18 protein-coding genes are annotated in these 16,836 nt (G+C 68.0%); 14 read left to right on the top strand and 4 right to left on the bottom strand.

Annotated features, from left to right (window positions below):
- Positions 1-210: 210 nt before the first annotated feature.
- Both FHT26_RS13165 and FHT26_RS13160 read right to left on the bottom strand, forming a co-directional pair.
- Positions 211-489, bottom strand: a complete 279-nt coding sequence (locus FHT26_RS13165) for a hypothetical protein (RefSeq protein WP_168560552.1) — start codon at positions 487-489, stop codon at positions 211-213.
- A 174-nt stretch (positions 490-663) separates the two neighbouring features.
- The gene (locus FHT26_RS13160; RefSeq protein ID WP_246867852.1) at positions 664-1,161 is read right to left on the bottom strand and encodes a GNAT family N-acetyltransferase; all 498 of its coding nucleotides are present in this window, start codon (positions 1,159-1,161) and stop codon (positions 664-666) included.
- Between the two features lie 34 nt (positions 1,162-1,195).
- Between FHT26_RS13160 and FHT26_RS13155 the strand changes: the two genes are divergently transcribed.
- Both FHT26_RS13155 and FHT26_RS13150 read left to right on the top strand, forming a co-directional pair.
- Positions 1,196-1,492 carry a hypothetical protein gene (locus tag FHT26_RS13155; RefSeq protein ID WP_168560551.1) on the top strand — a complete coding sequence of 99 codons (297 nt, stop codon included), beginning with the start codon at positions 1,196-1,198 and terminating at the stop codon, positions 1,490-1,492.
- Between the two features lie 215 nt (positions 1,493-1,707).
- Complete coding sequence (locus FHT26_RS13150; protein WP_168560550.1) at positions 1,708-2,232, top strand: hypothetical protein; 525 nt, start codon at positions 1,708-1,710, stop codon at positions 2,230-2,232.
- Positions 2,233-2,359: 127 nt separating this feature from the next.
- Here FHT26_RS13150 and FHT26_RS13145 read toward each other — a convergent pair whose 3' ends face one another.
- Entirely contained in the window at positions 2,360-2,770 is a 411-nt protein-coding gene (locus FHT26_RS13145) for a hypothetical protein (protein WP_168560549.1), read from the bottom strand.
- A 380-nt stretch (positions 2,771-3,150) separates the two neighbouring features.
- Here FHT26_RS13145 and FHT26_RS13140 point away from each other — a divergent pair, with 380 nt between their 5' ends.
- The 10 genes from FHT26_RS13140 (at position 3,151) to FHT26_RS13095 (ending at position 10,934) form a co-directional block, all read left to right on the top strand.
- Positions 3,151-3,450 carry a hypothetical protein gene (locus tag FHT26_RS13140; protein ID WP_168560548.1) on the top strand — a complete coding sequence of 100 codons (300 nt, stop codon included), beginning with the start codon at positions 3,151-3,153 and terminating at the stop codon, positions 3,448-3,450.
- A gap of 376 nt (positions 3,451-3,826) precedes the next feature.
- Positions 3,827-4,273, top strand: coding sequence for a hypothetical protein (locus tag FHT26_RS13135; protein ID WP_168560547.1), 447 nt, complete (start codon positions 3,827-3,829; stop codon positions 4,271-4,273).
- Between the two features lie 4 nt (positions 4,274-4,277).
- Entirely contained in the window at positions 4,278-4,886 is a 609-nt protein-coding gene (locus tag FHT26_RS13130; RefSeq protein ID WP_210427366.1) for a DUF6484 domain-containing protein, read from the top strand.
- 14 nt (positions 4,887-4,900) lie between these two features.
- Positions 4,901-6,166 (top strand): TIGR02270 family protein, encoded by a 1,266-nt coding sequence (locus FHT26_RS13125; RefSeq protein ID WP_168560546.1) that lies wholly within the window; start codon positions 4,901-4,903, stop codon positions 6,164-6,166.
- Positions 6,163-7,266, top strand: a complete 1,104-nt coding sequence (locus FHT26_RS13120; RefSeq protein WP_168560545.1) for a DUF2169 family type VI secretion system accessory protein — start codon at positions 6,163-6,165, stop codon at positions 7,264-7,266. The genes FHT26_RS13125 and FHT26_RS13120 overlap by 4 nt, the downstream gene beginning before the upstream one ends.
- Positions 7,263-8,309, top strand: a complete 1,047-nt coding sequence (locus FHT26_RS13115; RefSeq protein ID WP_168560544.1) for a hypothetical protein — start codon at positions 7,263-7,265, stop codon at positions 8,307-8,309. Before FHT26_RS13120 ends, FHT26_RS13115 begins: the two co-directional genes overlap by 4 nt.
- Before the next feature lie 3 nt (positions 8,310-8,312).
- Positions 8,313-8,705 (top strand): DUF4150 domain-containing protein, encoded by a 393-nt coding sequence (locus FHT26_RS13110; RefSeq protein WP_168560543.1) that lies wholly within the window; start codon positions 8,313-8,315, stop codon positions 8,703-8,705.
- A gap of 37 nt (positions 8,706-8,742) precedes the next feature.
- Positions 8,743-9,375: a hypothetical protein gene (locus FHT26_RS13105; RefSeq protein ID WP_168560542.1), complete on the top strand. Its 633-nt coding sequence runs from the start codon at positions 8,743-8,745 to the stop codon at positions 9,373-9,375.
- Positions 9,376-9,397: 22 nt separating this feature from the next.
- Positions 9,398-10,141 (top strand): hypothetical protein, encoded by a 744-nt coding sequence (locus tag FHT26_RS13100; protein ID WP_168560541.1) that lies wholly within the window; start codon positions 9,398-9,400, stop codon positions 10,139-10,141.
- 4 nt (positions 10,142-10,145) lie between these two features.
- Positions 10,146-10,934, top strand: coding sequence for a hypothetical protein (locus tag FHT26_RS13095; RefSeq protein ID WP_168560540.1), 789 nt, complete (start codon positions 10,146-10,148; stop codon positions 10,932-10,934).
- 19 nt (positions 10,935-10,953) lie between these two features.
- On the opposite strand, the gene FHT26_RS13090 is transcribed toward FHT26_RS13095, so the two are convergent.
- Positions 10,954-13,287, bottom strand: coding sequence for a winged helix-turn-helix domain-containing protein (locus tag FHT26_RS13090; RefSeq protein WP_168560539.1), 2,334 nt, complete (start codon positions 13,285-13,287; stop codon positions 10,954-10,956).
- A gap of 238 nt (positions 13,288-13,525) precedes the next feature.
- Here FHT26_RS13090 and FHT26_RS13085 point away from each other — a divergent pair, with 238 nt between their 5' ends.
- Together FHT26_RS13085 and FHT26_RS13080 are read left to right on the top strand one after the other, a co-directional pair.
- A complete protein-coding gene (locus FHT26_RS13085) occupies positions 13,526-15,346 on the top strand; it encodes a DUF1592 domain-containing protein (RefSeq protein ID WP_168560538.1) in 1,821 nt (606 codons plus the stop codon).
- Positions 15,343-16,836, top strand: a complete 1,494-nt coding sequence (locus tag FHT26_RS13080; protein ID WP_168560537.1) for a DUF1552 domain-containing protein — start codon at positions 15,343-15,345, stop codon at positions 16,834-16,836. Before FHT26_RS13085 ends, FHT26_RS13080 begins: the two co-directional genes overlap by 4 nt.

Below are 16,836 nucleotides of genomic sequence, written 5' to 3'. Positions count from 1 at the left end.
TTCGCTTTCTGAAGCAGGTATTGGCATGACTTCCCTTGAACGACTTGCCGCAGCCTACCCGAAAGCCGCCACTGGTGAGAGGCGGGTAGTGGCCGACTGTTGCCTGTCATCTGCCTCGCCTGGTGGCTTGGAGGCGACCCGTTGCATCTTTCCGGCCAACGCGTGACTGCGAAGCGCTTCGCTGAAGACTGCCTGATGCCAGTCTTCTTGTCAGCTTTTCCGCTCGGCGCCGAGTTCCCGAAGGCTCCTGATGAACTTGATGCCTGCGGAGATTCCGAGTACGACAAGGCCAGCGAGCGCAACGACGAGGATGAATGCCTCGCGTGCCCAGAGCATCAGCAGGCTCAGAAAATCCGGGCGCTTACCACTTGGGTATGGGTAGTAGCACGACACCGCCATGCACGCGACGAGTAAGAGCAATCCAACGAAGCCGATGGCGCCATCCTTGGTGCCGCCTTCCTTCGGTTGAGAGGATTTATCTTCGGTCATCTCGTAGCGCCTCCAGGCAACCTGCGGACAGGGTCGTGTCGTCTACCGGTGAACATGGCAGTGTTCGGTGCCTCCGAACCATTCTGTCTCATGCGGAGAGCATTGGCGGTGGGCGGCCCGAGAGCGGTCACTGGCGACGGACAACTCGTGGTGCCAGTCAGCTGCTTCGCCTCGTCAGCGCGGTGACTGGAAACTGCCCTGGTGGCTTACGGCCGCTGAATGCCGACGAACATAGTAGATGTCCCACTCATCCTGCTCCACGGGCACGAAACCATGGCGCGCGTAGAAGTGATTTGAAGCGCTCTCCTTGAGCGCACCCACCCGGATGTCAAGACAATGCCGATCTGCTTCGGCAAAGACCTTTGCCAAGACTGCAGCGCCTACCCCACGGCCTTGATGACGCGGGTCGATGTATAGGTGGTCGAGCAGCATTTCCTTCGCGCTCGTTCGCACGACGAAAAACCCGACGCGTAAGCCATCAGCCAAAATGTGGCGTGTCGCCGCGGCGTCGAACGACGACAGTAAGCGATCCCGCGCCCGGATCGGATCAAAGCGACCGACTCGTTCAAGGCTCTCGCGCATCGCGGCAACACGGAGGTCTGCGAGCCCATCCGCATCCGACTCCAGTGCGTCTTGGAACCCAATATCCGTCGAGGCGTTCATGGTCGTCATCACAGCAACCTAGCCTATCCGAAGGCTGTCGTTCGTGAACGACTGCAAGTGGCCGATCAGCGACATGTGGGAGCCACTCTATTCAAGCGGGCCGATTCGGAGCTATGCGATCCGCGAGGGCCTCAACCAGCGCCGGCTCTCTACGAAGCGACAAACCGATACCGGATTGAGCAACAGCCACAAGGTCGGCGCCTGGGAGCGAGATCTCGTACAGCGTGGCTTCTTGGGGACCGCCGAGAATCCACTCTCTATCAACGATCGAACCGCCCATCGTCTCGACCTCGGCAACGAGTCGATAGAACAGGTCGTCGTCGTACTCAGAGCCCAGTAGGAGTTCAGTCATAGCGCTGTGGAGCGTACCCGAAAGCGGTCGCTGGTGACTGGCCGCAAGTGGCCGACAGTGTATGTTCGCGGAATCGCCTGCAAACAGTCGATCGCTGCCGTGTCGGTTGCCACGTGCGACTGCTTTCGGGGCGCTTGGCGAAGGGGAACAGTCGGCCACGACCGGCCGGTCACCAACGACGGCTTGCGGGTAACCTGCGTAGCATGAAGCACCACTATTCCAAGGCTTACCTTAGTGACAAGCTCGGCTCTCTTTCGTACCAAGGTGCCAGGTTTGTGGGCGCCGGAGTCGCCCTCTTTCTTGGGGTCTTGGCAACGCTGTGGATTTCAGGCCCGCATGAGCCGAAGTACGTTGCTGTCTTCCTCTTGTACCTCTTGCTCGCTGGGGGCGTCGGCGGGCTGATCGTTCTGGTACGCAGAATCTTCCGCAAACCGGAGGCTCTCCGAACCACAACTTTTGAGATTGACCGGCACGGACTCTGGCGTCAAACAGAGAGCTCCAGGCAGCTCATGATCGGCAGTGCAGAGTTGGTTTCAATCGAGGTGTTTCGTTCTCGCGTAAATGAGCTTCTTCGGATTGAACTTCGCTCACAATCACAAGCCCTTGAAGTCCAAGGGCTAGAAGACATGGATCAATTCAGCGCTGATCTTCGTCAGCAGTTTCCACGCGTGCCATTCAATGTACATCGCCCCTCGGACGACCTGCAGATCCCAGAGCAACCGACCTAGTGGCGAGCCCAAACCTCCGCGAGGTGCTGCTTGGCACTTCAACGACATCGGGCGCTCCGCGGTGCTGAGAGGGATGTCTCCGTCGGCAGTCGCGGACCTTGACCATCCGCGGCTATCGGCAAGGGCCTCAGGCCTCAGAACTCATCTCAAGAATTCTGGGGACCGAAAGAGCAAGCACCGAGACGCAATCCTGGAAGCCTGCAACCAGGAACTCGGTAGGCTTCTGCAGCACGTGCTGGGTGTAGAAATCCGGGCGAGTCGCTTCGAGCTCGAACCAACCGCCCGACTTGACAGCAAAGAGCCAACTTGACTTCAGGACATCTGCCGGTACCCCCTGCCACGTAGACGCCAAGTCGAGTTCATCCAACATTCGTAGACCAATCACCGCGTCGAACTCGACGATGCAGGAGCGACCGGACCGCCGCGATGCTACGGCGATTCTCGTCGGTTGATCGCCATCGCTCCAATGAAGGTGCGCAACCTTGACGGCGTCGTCATTGAACGGAACCTGGATGGCGGTGAGAGGCAAGTCGGGCATGAGGCTATCGTTTGCGGGTCGATGTCCAGCGACCTTATCACGACATTCGCTCTGCATGCCTGCTAGTCATGCTGTCACTGAATGACCGCTTTGTGGCGTCAAGTCCGAGGCGGCGAACGACGGCAACGGGTCGGGTGTTCCCATTCGCCGAAGCGAACAGCAGCCGTTCGAGTGGCCTCAACGCGCATCGGCTTCGGCAGCGTCAGCTGCACATCCATGAGCGGCCATTGAGCAAGAGCGATCGCTGTTGGATCGATGGCCGCTACCTGGCCGAGACAGCGAACTGACCCCACCGCTTTGAAAGACAGCAACCGCTGCATAGCGGCCAACGCATTGAACAGCGAGCACTCCTTCACTCGCCGACACAATCGCGCATGTCTATGCACTACCTCACCCTGGACCTCAGCGACAACGCCGAAGGCATCACCACGCTCGAAGCCATGGCCTCCACCACCGCCGGGCATCACGCGGCTGCGATGGCCGAGGCGCAGCAATTGCTCGACTGGGCATGGCGCCGCTTCCCGCACACGCACGGTCCAGCGGACGAGGGCATGGACTGGGATCACGACCTGCAGGTGAATGTCGAAGACGGGCAGTGGCATGCGATCACGCTGACCTTGACCGGATCGCAGCGCTTCATCGACGAGTTCATCGAGGCCTTCGGCGACCCGCGGGACTGACGGCAGCCGCCCCCGGCGGCAGTGATACATTCCCCTCGCCTGCCCCATCGCAGGCCAGGTTTGACAGCCTGAACACACAGGCGCGCAGCCGCCACAGCGGCTTTTCTTTTGCGCGTCGCACACCTATGCCACTCCAGATTTGGGCGGCCCGGGTGGGGGAGCCTTCGGGCTCGCCGGTTCCTGTGTTCCGGTCTGTCAACCCTGCTTTGGGCCGCCACCCGTGTTTGACAGCGCTCGTGGCGGCTTTAACCGCAACACAGGAGCCCTTCACCATGGCTGGTACCCCCGTTGGCGCCCTCCCCGCGCCGACCTTTCCCGCTTCGCCATCGCAGTCCGACCAAGCGGGTTCTCCCTCCGCCGCGAGGAGGCCGTCAAGATGACCGCCACCGATCCGATCGCCTCCCCCGCATCCCCCGCGTCGGCTTCCCACGCCCCGCCCTTCGAACCGAGCCTGCCGCACGGCCCGCGCTTCAAACCCCGGCTGCACTGCACCGCCCCCGCCTCGGTCGACAGCGTCGAGTTCACGCTGAAGGCCGGCCTGGTGCATCGCCTGCTGGAACACGTCATCGACGTCAGCGACGGCGTCGCCGCGTGGCTCGAAGTCGATGAACGAGAACGCCCCAAGCCCCCGCCCGCCGGCGTGCCGCCCTGCGTGCACCGCGCGCAAGACGCCGCCCTGCGCGGCCTGTGCATCGCGTCGCTCGAACTCATCGGCGACCAGGCCAAGCGCCTAGTCGGCTGGGTCGGCGATCAGGAACTGCGCGCGCCAGAGTTCGGCGTGATGCCGCCACGGCGCCGCAGCCCCTCGGTGCCGCCGGGCTGATGCCGTGAAGGTGCTGCCCAGATCGGGCGGCACCTGCGATAGGATCGTTCGACAAAGCGGGCGCAGCAGCGCCAGGGAGATCGAACACATGAAGCGGGACACACTCGCGCCGGCCAAGGTACAGGCCACAGACGACGATTTGCTGGCACCCTTGTTGCGCGCCCCGCGCGCCGCGCCCATCGCGGCCGCACCGGCGGCATTGGTCGGCCGCCTGCTGGCGCTCGGCGACGGCGGCACCACGCCGCTCGTCACGTTCCCCGGGCAATTGCAACCGGGCGCGGTGCCGGCGCGCTGTGTCGTCGACCTGCGGCCGGCCCACGTCGGCGCCGACGTGCTGCTGGTCTTTGACGGCGGCGATCTCGCTCGGCCGCTCGTCACCGGCGTCGTGCGCGGCGGCACCGGCTGGCCGCTCGATGAACAGCCGGGCCGGGTCAAGGTCGACGTCGACGGCGAGCGGTTGACCATCGCGGCCACGCATGAACTCGTCCTGCGCTGCGGCAAGGCTGCGCTGACCCTGCGCAGCGACGGCCGCATCGAGCTGCGCGGCGCAGACATCCTGACCGACGCGACGGGCGCGAACCGGATCCGCGGCGGTTCGGTGCAGCTGAACTGAGCGGGGCAGGCGGCATGCTGGACGCATCGGCGCCGCGCTTCGTCTTCGGCTTCGCACCGCGCGAGATCTCCGCGCTGGTCAACCACCCGGTGGTGAGCGAGCACGCGAGCGAAGCGGCCTTCCTGTGGACATTGCACCGTCAGGCGGTGCGCGCGCCCCATTACACGCTCGACCAGCTGGCGCGGCTCGACGAGCGGCTGCTTGCGCACCTGGCCGGGCTGCAGGTGGCCGGCGCGGCCGGCGCGCGTGCCGCATTCGACGGCCTGGGCGGCGGCGAGGCCGGCGCGTTGTTCGTCGCCAGCCACCTGGCCTTCGAGCGCCGCGACCTCGACGGCATGCGCCACGTTCTGGCGCTGGCACCGGTCGACCCGCGCCATGCCCGGGCGGTGTGCGATGCACTGGCCTGGATCCCGCTCGACCAGATCGACTGGAGCCTGCAGCGGCTGCAGCAGCCGCCGCTCGCACTGCACCGCTGGATCGCCTGCGCAGCACGCAGTGCGCACCGCGCGCACACGAATTCCACGCTCGAGTTCCTGCTCGGCGACGACGATGCCACCGTGCGCGCCGGTGCCTTGCAGGCGGTCGGCGAGCACAAGCTCGGCGAATTGCGCCCGCTGCTGGCCGCCGCGTTGCGCGACGACGATGCCCACTGCCGCTTTCGGGCCGCCACATCGCTGGCGCTGATGGGTGACACCGAGGCCGCGCGCACGGCCTTCGAGACCGGCCTCGCATCGGCCGAGCTGTGCGACGAGGCGATCCAGGTCGGCATGCGTTGCGGCGACCCGCAGTGGGCGCGCGAAGCCATCCGCGTGCTCGCCGCCGACCCTGTACGGCGGCGCCAAGCCCTGCAAGCGGTGGGCGCACTCGGCGACCCGGCCACGATGCCGTGGCTGCTCGACCAGTGCGCCGGTGCGCAGCACGCCGCCGTGGCCGGCGCGGCGGTGACGATGCTCACCGGCGCCGACCTCAAGCTGCTCGACCTGGCAACCGACGCGCCGGCCGCCGCCGCACCGCCCGATGCGGCCGACGAACACCTGCCGTGGCCCGATGCCGCACGCGTCGTGGCCTGGTGGCAGGCGCAGGCGCCGCGCTTCGCGCCGGGGCAGCGCCATCTGGGCGGCGCGCCGGTGTCGGTGGCCGGCGCGGTGCAGGTGCTGCGCACCGGCTTCCAGCGCCAGCGCGCGGCAGCGGCCATCGAACTGGCGCGGCTCGATGCGGCACAGCCGCTGTTCGCGGTCGGCGGGCGCGCCGACTGGCAACTGCGCAGGTTCCCCGCATGAGGTTCACGAACGTGAGCGGCGTGCCCGCAGGCTGGACCTTCGGCTTCCGCCGCGACGGCCGCGAGCTGCTGGTGGTGATCGTCAAGGCCACCTATGCGCTGCCGGACCACGGCGGCGAGGCGCAGTTGCATGCCGGGCAGGTACCGCTGGTGGAGGCCGACCGTTTCAGCGGCGAACCCGGCGCAAGCGCGCCGCTGCACGAATCCGACTACGCACACGGCAAGCCGGCGTGCGACGTGCTGCTGCTGGGCAGCGCCCACGCCCCGGGCGGGCGCCCGACCACGCACTGCGGGGTCGGGCTGAAGGTCGGCAGCCTGGTCAAGCAATTCAAGGTCGTGGGCCCGCGCCATTGGCAGAAGCGGCTGGTTGGGGCCACGCGTTCGGCGCCGCAGTATTTCTCGCAGCTGCCGATCTCGTACGACGTGGCCTTCGGCGGCACCGACCGCACCGACGAGGCCGATGGCCGCATCCATGCCTACGAGGAGAACCCGGTCGGCCGCGGCTACTGGCACCGGCTGCAGCACATCGACGGCCAGCCGCTGCCCAGCACCGAAGCGCTGGACGAAGACGTCGACTCGCCCGACGGCCGCTACCGGCCGCAGGCCTTCTCGCCGATCGGGCGCAGCTGGCTGCCGCGGCGCCGGCATGCGGGCACCTACGACCAGGACTGGATCGAGAACACCGCGCCGCTGTGGCCGGACGATTTCGACGAGCGCTATTTCCAGGCCGCGGCGCCCGACCAGGTGATGCCCTGGCCGCAGGGCGGCGAAGAGGTGGTGCTGAAGAACCTGACGCCCGACGGGCTGCGCCGGTTCGCATTGCCGCGCCGGGCGATGCCGGTCACCTTCATCCCGCACCGCGGGCACGACGTGACGCGCGAAGCCAGCATCGACACCCTCGTGTTCGAGCCCGACGAAGGCCGCTTCAGCCTCACGTGGCGCGTGGCGCTGCCGCTCGGGCGCAGCGTCTTCGACGTGAAGGAGGTCATCGCCGGCGAGATGTCGACACAGTGGCATCGCGAGCGGCGCTTTCCAGGCAAGACCTACCACGCGAGCCTGGCCGACGCCGTGCGCGCGAAGGCCCGCGGAGGCCGGCCATGATCGGGCTTGCGGTGCGCCGCTTCGGGCTGGTCAGCGCGCTGGGCTTCAACGCGCCGTCGACGCTTGCCGCGCTGCGGGCCGGCATCAGCGCGGTGCGACGCACCGATTGGCTCGACCGCGAAACCGGCCAGCCGCTGCGCGGCGCGCTGGTGCCACTGCCGCAATGGTGGGAAGGCACCGGCAAGCTGGCCGACCTGGCGGCGCCGGCGATCGCCGAATGCCTGGCCGCGTTGCCGCCCGACGAGGCGGCGCGCACGCCGATCCTGCTGGGCGTGGCGGCAGCCGGGCGGCCGGGGCGCTTCGCCGACCTCGACACGCTGCTGATGCCGCAGATCCAGGCGCGGCTCGGCTGGGTGGCGCATCCGTTGTCGCGCCTGTTCGCGGCAGACCAGACCGGCTGCGTCGACGCGCTGGCACTCGCCGCCGAACTGATCGACACCGGCCGTGCCGCCCACGTGGTCGTGGCCGGCGTCGACAGCTTCCTGCAGCGCGACACGCTGGAAGCGATGCAGCGGCAACGCCGCGTGATGACGCCGGGCAACTCGAATGGCTTCTTCCCCGGCGAGGCGGGAGCCGCGGCGTTGGTGGGCCGCGCGGGCGCGCCGGGCGCGGGGCCTGCGCTGCGCATCCTCGGAGCCGGCCGGGCGCTCGAGCACGCGCGCATCGACAGCACCGAAGCCTTGCGCGCGCAGGGGCTGACGCAGGCGGTGAAGACCGCGCTGGCGGGGGCAGGCGTGGCGCTGAAAGACATCGCCTATCGGCTGACCGACCTGTCGGGCGAGCACTACAAGTTCAAGGAAGCCGCGTTCGTTGCCGGGCGGCTGAATGGCGGCGAGCGGGCGAAGCCGCTGGGGCTGTGGCACCCGATCGAGTACCTGGGAGAGATCGGCGCGGCCATCGTGCCGTGCCTGCTGGCGCAGGCGGCGCATGCGGCGCTGCACGGCTACGCGCCGGGGCCGCTCGCGCTGTGCCACGTGGGGTCGGACGCCGGCGAGCGCGCGGCGCTGGTGCTGCAGATGGAACAGACGGAAGAAGGGGAATGACGAATGAGCAAGAACGTATTTGCCAACGGACGCGAGGTGTCGGCGCGCAAGGACGGCAACATGTCGAACGGCGCGATGCCAGACACCTGCCTGTCGCCGCCACCACCGCCGGCCGGGCCGATCCCGATCCCGTACCCGAATTTCTCGAAGTCGTCGGACACCAGTTCGGGCACGCGCACCGTGCTGGTGGGTGGCGACGAGGTGGGCATCAAGAACACCTCGAACTACAAGAAGAGCAACGGTGATGAAGCCGCGACGAAGGCGTTGGGCATGGGCGTGATGAGCCACCAGATCCAGAACACGACCTACTTCGCGGCCTGGTCGTTCGACGTGAAGTTCGAGGGCGAGAACGCGGTGCGCCACCTCGACCTCACGACCCACAACAACATGAAGTAGGGGGAGGACGAACGTGACGACAGGAAACACCGCAGCGATGACCGTCAGCCAGGCGCTGATGGCACAGGCGCCGATCCAGACGGATTGCGAGGAACTGCAAGGGAACAACGAGTCTCGACGCGAACATGTCGGAGACAACACCGAAGACAAGCGCATGGTGAACAAGAACGGCTTGGAAGACCAGGAGGGAACGACGATCTCCAGTTGCAAGTTCCAGCCGGCGGGGGGCGACACCGCCACCTGCGCCAGCGCGCATTCGAGCGGACGGGCGCACGAGATGTTCCCGTCGCAGTTCGTGCCGGGCGGCGGCGAGGAAGTGCGCTCCGGCAATGAGGCGGTGATGTGTTCAGGCGACAAGCGGCACAAGCCGCCGTACAAGCAGAAGTCGGGTCATGCCGAGGCGCGCATCTTCGACGCGCTGGGGGATCAGACGGGGTTGAAGATGGTGTTCAAGATCGATTGGCGGCCGTCCCAGGGCGGACGATCGAACCTGCCGTGCCCTGCCTGCCAGCGGTTGATGTGCATCGCGATGTCCGAATGCAAGCATGAGATCTGGCTGTGCAACGACGACAACCAACCGAAGAAGCTGACCGAAAGCGACTGCGGCACTGACGACAAAGGAAACATAAGCGACAGTGCCCGCCGCTCGCTGGAAAAGAAGATGCGATAACGTCCACGCACCGGAGATCAGAATGCTCACAAAACCTACCTTCATTCCCAGCAACCTTTCAGACGCCCCGTTGGATTTCCCTTGGGACAACGGCATCGCCGTATCCCTCAGCGATCCAGATGAGCAGCCGGCGCGCTTGGTTGAAGCCGTCTGGAAACTCAACTACAAGGCAAAAGCTGCGCTAGCCTTGTGCTGCCTCGAGTGGGTGCTTTGGAGACTGGATGGCCCGGGCGACGTAGGTGACCCGTTGCAGAGAATCGAGGCGGCTTGGGCTTCGACGCTCCAGCCCGCCTATTCGAACAGCCTGGATTTCGATGACGTTCGCGATGACGTTCACCAGAAAGGAAATCCGGCCGGCCCTCGCCAGACAGTGCTCAATTTGCTCGACGACTGGCACTTCGCCTTGACAAAGAGTCGGACTGCGCTTGAGTGGGCGACGGTAAAGGCGGCGCATCTTGGCTCGCTCACCCTCCCGACAAGCAGCGGATATGAAGCTTGGCTGCAACGGACGATCTCGGCATTGGCTTCAGCGTTCCCGTGCAGCAAGGAGTTCGACCACAGCGCGCGAACATTCGATCACAGTGCAGAGCGCGCGATACCGCGTGCCTGGTTCGAATCGCTCACGGTGCCGCCGGATGCCGCTGCCGACCGCGCAGCCTGGGACACCTTCTTGCGCAACCTGGATCCCACAGCAAACCCCTACCTCGTCCCCGCCGACGAGATGCGCGCCGCGGGCTTCGTCGGCGAGCCATATCGCTCCCGCTGACCTCATGACCTCCACGACGGCCGTCCTGCACCCTTTCGCCCAGCTCGGCGGCTACGACCGCAGTGGCATCCGCTACCTGTGGAACGACACCCGCGCCAGCAAGGACTTCGCATTCCCGCTGGCCGAGGCCGAAGCGCTGGCTGCTCGCGCCGCTGCCGCCAGCCTGCGTGCGCGGCTTGCGCTGTGCGTCGCGCTGTTCGAGGTCGTCGTCGCCCGCTTTGAGACCCTCGATCCGGACCCCTACCTGGGCCGGGTCGTCGAAGCCGCGTGGACCAGCCTCGCCGATCGGCGCTATGCCCTCTACGACGAGCGCCTGCGCAGCGAGTGGCTCGGCCCGGTGCGCGGCCCGCTGTGGTGCGGCTTCACCTGGCTCGCGCCGGCACTGGCGTTCTCCGATGACGACCCGTCCGAATGCGCGTCGGCCCTGGTCTACCTGGTCCGCCTCGCCCACCACGTCGTGCCTGCCGATGCACCACTCGCCGCCTGGCTCGATGCCAGCCTGCAGCGCATCGTGCAGCACCACCCCGCGCCGGCCATCGGGCCGATGGAAGACCTGTTCGGTCGCCACCCTGAATGGCGGCGCGGTCCCTACATCGCCAGCAGCTGCTTCGACCTCACCCGGCCCTGCGCGCCGGAGCGCGCGCATGCCGAGGTGCTGCAAGCGCTTCGCCGCGTGCGCTGGCAAGACAACCCGCTGCTGAAGCCGCCTGCCGAATTGATCGCCGAAGGCCTGCCCGGCACGCCCTACGACAGCCTGCCGGCCTACGCCGCGCTTCAGCCGCAGTCGTCGTGAATCGCCTCGTCGCCCGACTTCACATCCACGTCACCACGCACGGCGCGCACGGCAGCTCGGTCATCTGCTGCGTCTCGTAGCACTCGCCCAGCTCGGCCAGCCACGCCGGCAACGCACCGTCGATGCCGGCCGCCAGCCGCGCATGCGCCGCGCGCGCCTCGCCGCTGCGACCCTGCGCATGCGCCAGCCGCGCCGCCACCGCAAGCCCGGCAGGGTGCTCGTCGAGCCAGGTCTCCAGCCCGCGCAGCAGCTCCACCGCCTCGACCGAACGGCCCTGCTCGATGCACAGCCACGCGCCATCCAGCCGCGCATGCGCATTCCACCAGCCGAGCGGCGTCACGTCGCGCCCCTTGCGCAGCAGCGCAATCGCGCGCTCGCGGTCGCCGCGCGCCAGCGCCAGCTGCGCCTGGCTGTGCCACAGCGCGCCCTGCAAATTGCGGTCGCGCGCCAGCTTGGTCAGTGACGCAATGCGGCGGCAGGCGTCGTCGGCCGCGTCGAGCTGGCCGTCGTGGATCAGCGCGCCGGTCAGCAGCGGCAGCACGAAATGCAGCTGCATCTCCTGCCCCTTCGCGGCCGCCTCGTCGGCCGCCTGCGACAGCTTCCACGCGGCATCGCCGATCTGGCCGATGGCCAGCGCGTAATGCGCCCGGCCGACCAGCCGGAAGCCCTCGTTGCGCGGCCCGTCGCCGGTGTCCACCGACTCCAGGATCGACAGCACGCGCGCCAGGCTCGCCGGCTTGCGCAGTTGCCGGTACACGCCGCACAGCAGCATCGCCGACACCGCCGAATCGGTCGGCACCTGCAGGCTGCGCGAGATCGCGAGGCCGGCCTCGCCATGCTCCTCGGCCATGCGGAAATGCCCCAGGCTCGCGCTCGCGTTGGCCACGTTGCATTCGGCACGCGCCTGGCCCACCAGCACGCCGTGGTCGCGGTACAGCGCGGCCGCGCGCCGCGCGTGGGTCCAGGCCTGCACCATGCTGCCGGTCTCGCCTTCGATCACCATGCGCAGCGACAGGATGCGCAGCTGGTCGAACACGCTGCCGTTGCCGTTGCACAGTGCCTCGGCCCGGTCGGCCAGCGCCGAAGCCACGGTGAAGTCGAACTCGTTGATCGCGATGTTGGCGCGCAGCAGCGTGGTCGCGATCACCGATTCGCGTGCCGCCTTGCCCGGCGCGCTGTGCAGCGCCTCTTCGAGGTGGTGCTTGGCCTTGTCGTTGACGCGCCGGCGCACATGGGCCTGCGCCAGCTCGAAATGCACCGCGGCCTCGGCCGCCTGGTTCGGCTCTTCGCGCAGCCGCGCCAGCAGCGCATCGCCCAGCTCGAACGCCGCGCTGTCGTCCAGCGCCACCAGCGCGCGCAGCCGCTCCACCTGCGCGCCCAGGTGCTGCGGCTCCAGGCGCAGCACCGCGGCCAGCAGCTCCAGCGCAAGCGTCCATTTCTGTTCGGCGATGGCCTGCAGCGCGCGGCCGAGCACGCTGTCGCCGGCATCGGCCTGGATCTCGGCGGCCGCCTCGCCAGGGAAGAAGCGCGCCTCCAGCCAGCGCACCAGGCTGCGGCCGAGGTTGGGCAGCCCGGTGGCGGCGAGCATCGTGCTGTCGGTGCGGCCTTCGCCGACCAGCGTGCAGCGCAGCTCGAAGCGCAGCGGCCCGCCATGCACCTCCACGCGCGCAACATGGCGCACGCCGAGCAGCCGCGTCAGGTCGTCGGCGCGGTCGGCAAAAGCCGCTTCCTTCGGCACCGCCTGCAACGCGTTCAGCAGCGACGGGATCGAGCTCACCTGCAGTCGCGGGTGCGCGCCGAGGTCGCGCACCACCAGCGACAGCAGCCCGAGCTCCAGCCAGTCGAGGTCGCCGCTGCCGGTGCGGTTCTCGAACGGCAGCAGCGCGAGCGTGGTCGGCACCGATGCGCCCGAGGCCGCCGCAGACGGCCCGGCCGACGATGACGGCAAAGCGCCCGAAGCCGGCGCCGCGGGCAGCGTGGCGACGGGCGCCGGCACCGCTTTCTCGCGCACCTCGCCCATGAAGCGGTAGCCGGTGCGGTGCACCGTCTTGATCAGCTCGCCGGTGTCGCCGTCGTCGTCCAGCACCTTGCGGATCTTCATGATCGCGCGGGCGATCACGCTGGCGGTGACGAAATCGAAGGACCACAGCTTGTCGAGCAGCTCGTCCTTGCTGACGATGCGCCCGCGGTGCCGGATCAGGTAGACCAGCAGCTCGAACGGCCGCGGCTCCATCGCCCGCGGCGCGCCGGAAAGCAGCACCTCGCGCGTCGCGACGCGAACTTCGCACCGGCCGAAAACGAACACCTCGTTGTCCATCAACTCCCTCTGCGACTGGTGCGGGCCGCGGTACATGCCGCTGCCTTGATGCCTTCACATTCTGCCGGCAAGCCACCGCACGGCTGTTTCAACTCGTCACCGTTACGCCTGTTGCGACCAGTTTCGTGCCGTTGTTCTCCTCGTACAGGCACAGCTCAGTCACGCCTCCGTCAATTCTCCTGAGAGCGTTTTCAACAGAATCGCGCCCCGAAGCACGATCCGACGCCATCGAAGTTGATGGCCCAAGCAACCTAGCCACGCAACCGAGAGCACCATGCGATCGCACCTCCTAGCCCTCTGTGTCGCCGCGCTGGCCGCGGCCTGCAATGGCGACTCGAGTGAATCGACGCCTGCTGCCGGAGCGCCGCCCAACGGCAGCACCGGCAACCCCGTGGTCGTGCCCGCCGGCACCGACCCCCATGCGCAGATCGCCGCGGTGACGATCGCCGCGGCGACGCCCGGCGACGTCGCCGGGCCCGGCTGCAGCGCGCCCGGCGTGCCGCGCCGGCTGACGCGCGACCAGGTCGTCAACGCGCTGACCGACGTGACCACCGCGCTGACCGGCGACGCGACGCTGGCCGCGAGCGTCGGGCCGCTGGTGCGCGACACCACGCAGTTCCCGCCGGACGTCGCGGTCAACCCCGACACATCTCGGCACAAAGGTTACGAACGCTTGGATTCGGGCGTGAACCTGCGCCAGGTGACCGCGCTGCACGACACCGCCGAGGCGCTCGCGAAGTCGATGACGGCCGATGCGACGCGGCTGAACACGCTGCTCGGCAGCTGCACCGGCACCGCCGATGCGTGCGTCACCGGCTTCATCCGCAAGGCCGGCCGGCTGCTGTTCCGCCAGCCGCTGACCGATGCCGAAGTCAACGTCTACCGCACCGCCGCCGGCAATGCCGCGAGCCAGGCCTCGGTGGCCAAGGTGCTGGGCACGATGATCGCGTCGCCGAAGTTCTACTTCGTCGTCGAGAAGGGCCAGGCGCCCACCGATGCGAACGCCACCTGCACCTCGCTGACGGCGCACGAGCAGGCCACGCGGCTCGCGCTGCACTTCTGGAATTCGATTCCCGACGCGGCGCTGAACACGCTGGCCGACGACGGCACGCTGCTGCAGCCGGCCGTCTACACCGCGCAGATCCAGCGCCTGATGGCCGACAGCCGCTCCGACCGCGCGATGCGCGACTTCTTCGGCGGCTGGTTCCGGCTGCAGGAGCTGGTGGCGCTCGACGGCAAGGTCGGCGACCCGAAGTTCGACGCGTTCGCCGGCAGCTTCAAGCCGCTGCCGACCTCGCGCGACGCGGCGGTCAACGAGGTGCTGGACATGGTGTCGTACCTGGCGGCGCGCAATGCCTCGCTGCAGCAGGTGCTGACCGACCGCCATTCGTATGCGAAGACGGCCGACATCGCCTCGCTCTACAAGACCGCGGTGTGGGACGGCAAGTCCGCCCCGCCGCTGTTCACCGAAGCCTCGCGCGTGGGCCTGCTCACCCGCATCGGCTTCATCGCCCAGGGTTCGACCGACACGACGCTGCCGATTTCGCGCGGCAGCCGCGTGCTGTTCGGGCTGACCTGCGAAGCGATGCCGACCCCGGCGATGGACCAATCGAACTCGAAGGCGGACCTCACGGGCGTGCTGACCACGCGTCAGCGCGTCGAGCGTGTCACCGAAATGGAGGGCACCTCGTGCATCGGCTGCCACAAGACGCAGATGAACCCGTGGGGCTTCGCCTTCGAGGGCTTCGACTCGCTGGGCCGCGCGCGCAGCACCGAGCGCGTGCTCGATGACAAGGGCGGGCTGCTCGGCGAGAAGCCGATCGACACCGCCGCGCTGGTGCGGCTGGCCGATGGCTCGTCGCGCGCCGTCAGCTCGCCGTCGGCCACGCAGCAGTACATCCTCGACAGCGGCCAGTTCGAGCGCTGCTTCGCACGCAACTACGTCCGCTACAGCTTCGGCCGTTCCGAGACCGCCGCCGACGGCGCCCTGATGGAAGCACTGCGCGTGCAGGCCGCCAACGGCGCCAACCTGCGCAGCCTGTTCGCTTCGATCGCGCTGCGCACCGAGTTCACCACGATCCAGAGGGCGAAATGAAACCCGCATTCAACCCCTTGTCACGCCGGCAGTTCCTGCTCGGCGCCGGCGGCACCGCGCTCGCCCTGCCGCTGCTGCCTTCGCTGCTGCCGCGCGAGGCGCGCGCCGCCACCGAAGCGGCCGCCTCGGCCGAACGCTTCTTCGTGCACACCACCACCTGGCACGGCGTGTTCCAGAGCCAGTTCTTCGGGCCGCTGCTCGACCAGGCGCCTGCGGCCACGCAGAGCTACGGCGGCATCACGATCCGCCAGGCGCAGCTCGCCGCGGCGGCCAAGGCCTCGGGCGACCTGACGGTGATCAGCGACATCCTGCGGGCCAAGAGCTCGAAGCTGACCGCGCGCATGGTGTCGCGCATGAACGTGATCAACGGGCTGGACTTCGCAGTGAGCGGCGGCCACAACCGCGGCGGCACGCTGGGCGGCGACGCCACCAGCCCGACCATCGACCAGGTGCTGGCCGGCGCGAGCAGCTTCTACCCGACGGCGGTGCTGCAGCCGGCGATCGTGCGCAACCTGGTGTCGCTGTCGAAGTCCGGCACGGCGACCGTGCAGACGACGCCGACCGCCGAGAGCAACGTCAAGCTGTTCGACCGGCTGTTCAAGAACGCCGCCGGCGGTGGCGGCGGCAGCACGCCGGCGCCGGCCGACAAGACGGTGCTGGTCGACCGCGTGAAGGAGCATGCCGACCTGGTGATGGCCGATGCGTCGTGCTCGGCCGACTGCAAGGCGCGGCTGGGCAACTACCTCGACCTGCTGAACGAAGTGGAAGGCAAGCTGGCGCAGACGCCGGTCAGCAGCACCTTCCAGCGCCCGACCAGCGACACCTCGTCGCTGGAATCGGCCGCCGGCTTCTACGGCCAGCCGGCCAGCCAGGCCCAGGTCGAATCGCTGTGGAACGACATCGTGGTCGCTGCGTTCTCGGCCGGCATCAGCCGCGTCTACGTGAACGGCGCCACCTCGTACACCTTCGGCCCGGAACCGGAGCACGCCTGGCACAACGACTACGCGCACGCGCTGGACGACCCGGCCAAGCGCGCCGGCTTCAACGCCGCGGTGCAGCTGCAGTTCGAGACCTGCATGCTCGACATGGCCGCCAAGATGGACCAGGTGAAGACGGCCGACGGCAAGACGCTGTTCGACAAGGCGCTGATCGCAAGCGGCTTCGAGCTCGGCTCGGGCGGCAACCCGGGCCACCACCACAACCGCTGCATCCCGATCATTGCGCTGGGCGATGCCGGCGGCTACTTCAAGACCGGCCAGTCGCTCGACTACCGCGACCTGAACTCGTTCAACTGGTCGTCGGACCCGCACTGGTACTCCGGCCTGCTGTACACGCAGTGGATGGGCATGGTGCTGCGCGCGATGGGCGTCAGCACCAGCGACGTGAACACCACCGCGTGGGGCTACCCGAACGTGCGCGGCGCCAACGGCGACCACACCGACGCAATCTGGTCGGTGGCCGGGCAGGACCTGCCGTGGATGAAGGCCTGA

Origin of the sequence: Rhizobacter sp. SG703, assembly GCF_012275445.1 — a bacterium.
Lineage (GTDB): Bacteria > Pseudomonadota > Gammaproteobacteria > Burkholderiales > Burkholderiaceae_C > Rhizobacter.
Note: the sequence above shows the minus strand (reverse complement) of the source record. Positions and strands in the feature narration are given on the sequence as shown.

Bases quoted from the DNA above. Each gene is read 5' to 3' on its own strand.
- FHT26_RS13160 (WP_246867852.1), bottom strand. From the start codon at position 1,161: ATGACGACCATGAACGCCTCGACGGATATTGGGTTCCAAGACGCACTG.
- FHT26_RS13165 (WP_168560552.1), bottom strand. From the start codon at position 489: ATGACCGAAGATAAATCCTCTCAACCGAAGGAAGGCGGCACCAAGGAT.
- FHT26_RS13135 (WP_168560547.1), top strand. From the start codon at position 3,827: ATGACCGCCACCGATCCGATCGCCTCCCCCGCATCCCCCGCGTCGGCT.
- FHT26_RS13080 (WP_168560537.1), top strand. From the start codon at position 15,343: ATGAAACCCGCATTCAACCCCTTGTCACGCCGGCAGTTCCTGCTCGGC.
- FHT26_RS13115 (WP_168560544.1), top strand. From the start codon at position 7,263: ATGATCGGGCTTGCGGTGCGCCGCTTCGGGCTGGTCAGCGCGCTGGGC.
- FHT26_RS13110 (WP_168560543.1), top strand. From the start codon at position 8,313: ATGAGCAAGAACGTATTTGCCAACGGACGCGAGGTGTCGGCGCGCAAG.
- FHT26_RS13105 (WP_168560542.1), top strand. From the start codon at position 8,743: ATGACCGTCAGCCAGGCGCTGATGGCACAGGCGCCGATCCAGACGGAT.
- FHT26_RS13140 (WP_168560548.1), top strand. From the start codon at position 3,151: ATGCACTACCTCACCCTGGACCTCAGCGACAACGCCGAAGGCATCACC.
- FHT26_RS13095 (WP_168560540.1), top strand. From the start codon at position 10,146: ATGACCTCCACGACGGCCGTCCTGCACCCTTTCGCCCAGCTCGGCGGC.
- FHT26_RS13100 (WP_168560541.1), top strand. From the start codon at position 9,398: ATGCTCACAAAACCTACCTTCATTCCCAGCAACCTTTCAGACGCCCCG.
- FHT26_RS13150 (WP_168560550.1), top strand. From the start codon at position 1,708: ATGAAGCACCACTATTCCAAGGCTTACCTTAGTGACAAGCTCGGCTCT.
- FHT26_RS13085 (WP_168560538.1), top strand. From the start codon at position 13,526: ATGCGATCGCACCTCCTAGCCCTCTGTGTCGCCGCGCTGGCCGCGGCC.
- FHT26_RS13120 (WP_168560545.1), top strand. From the start codon at position 6,163: ATGAGGTTCACGAACGTGAGCGGCGTGCCCGCAGGCTGGACCTTCGGC.
- FHT26_RS13125 (WP_168560546.1), top strand. From the start codon at position 4,901: ATGCTGGACGCATCGGCGCCGCGCTTCGTCTTCGGCTTCGCACCGCGC.
- FHT26_RS13090 (WP_168560539.1), bottom strand. From the start codon at position 13,287: ATGTACCGCGGCCCGCACCAGTCGCAGAGGGAGTTGATGGACAACGAG.
- FHT26_RS13145 (WP_168560549.1), bottom strand. From the start codon at position 2,770: ATGCCCGACTTGCCTCTCACCGCCATCCAGGTTCCGTTCAATGACGAC.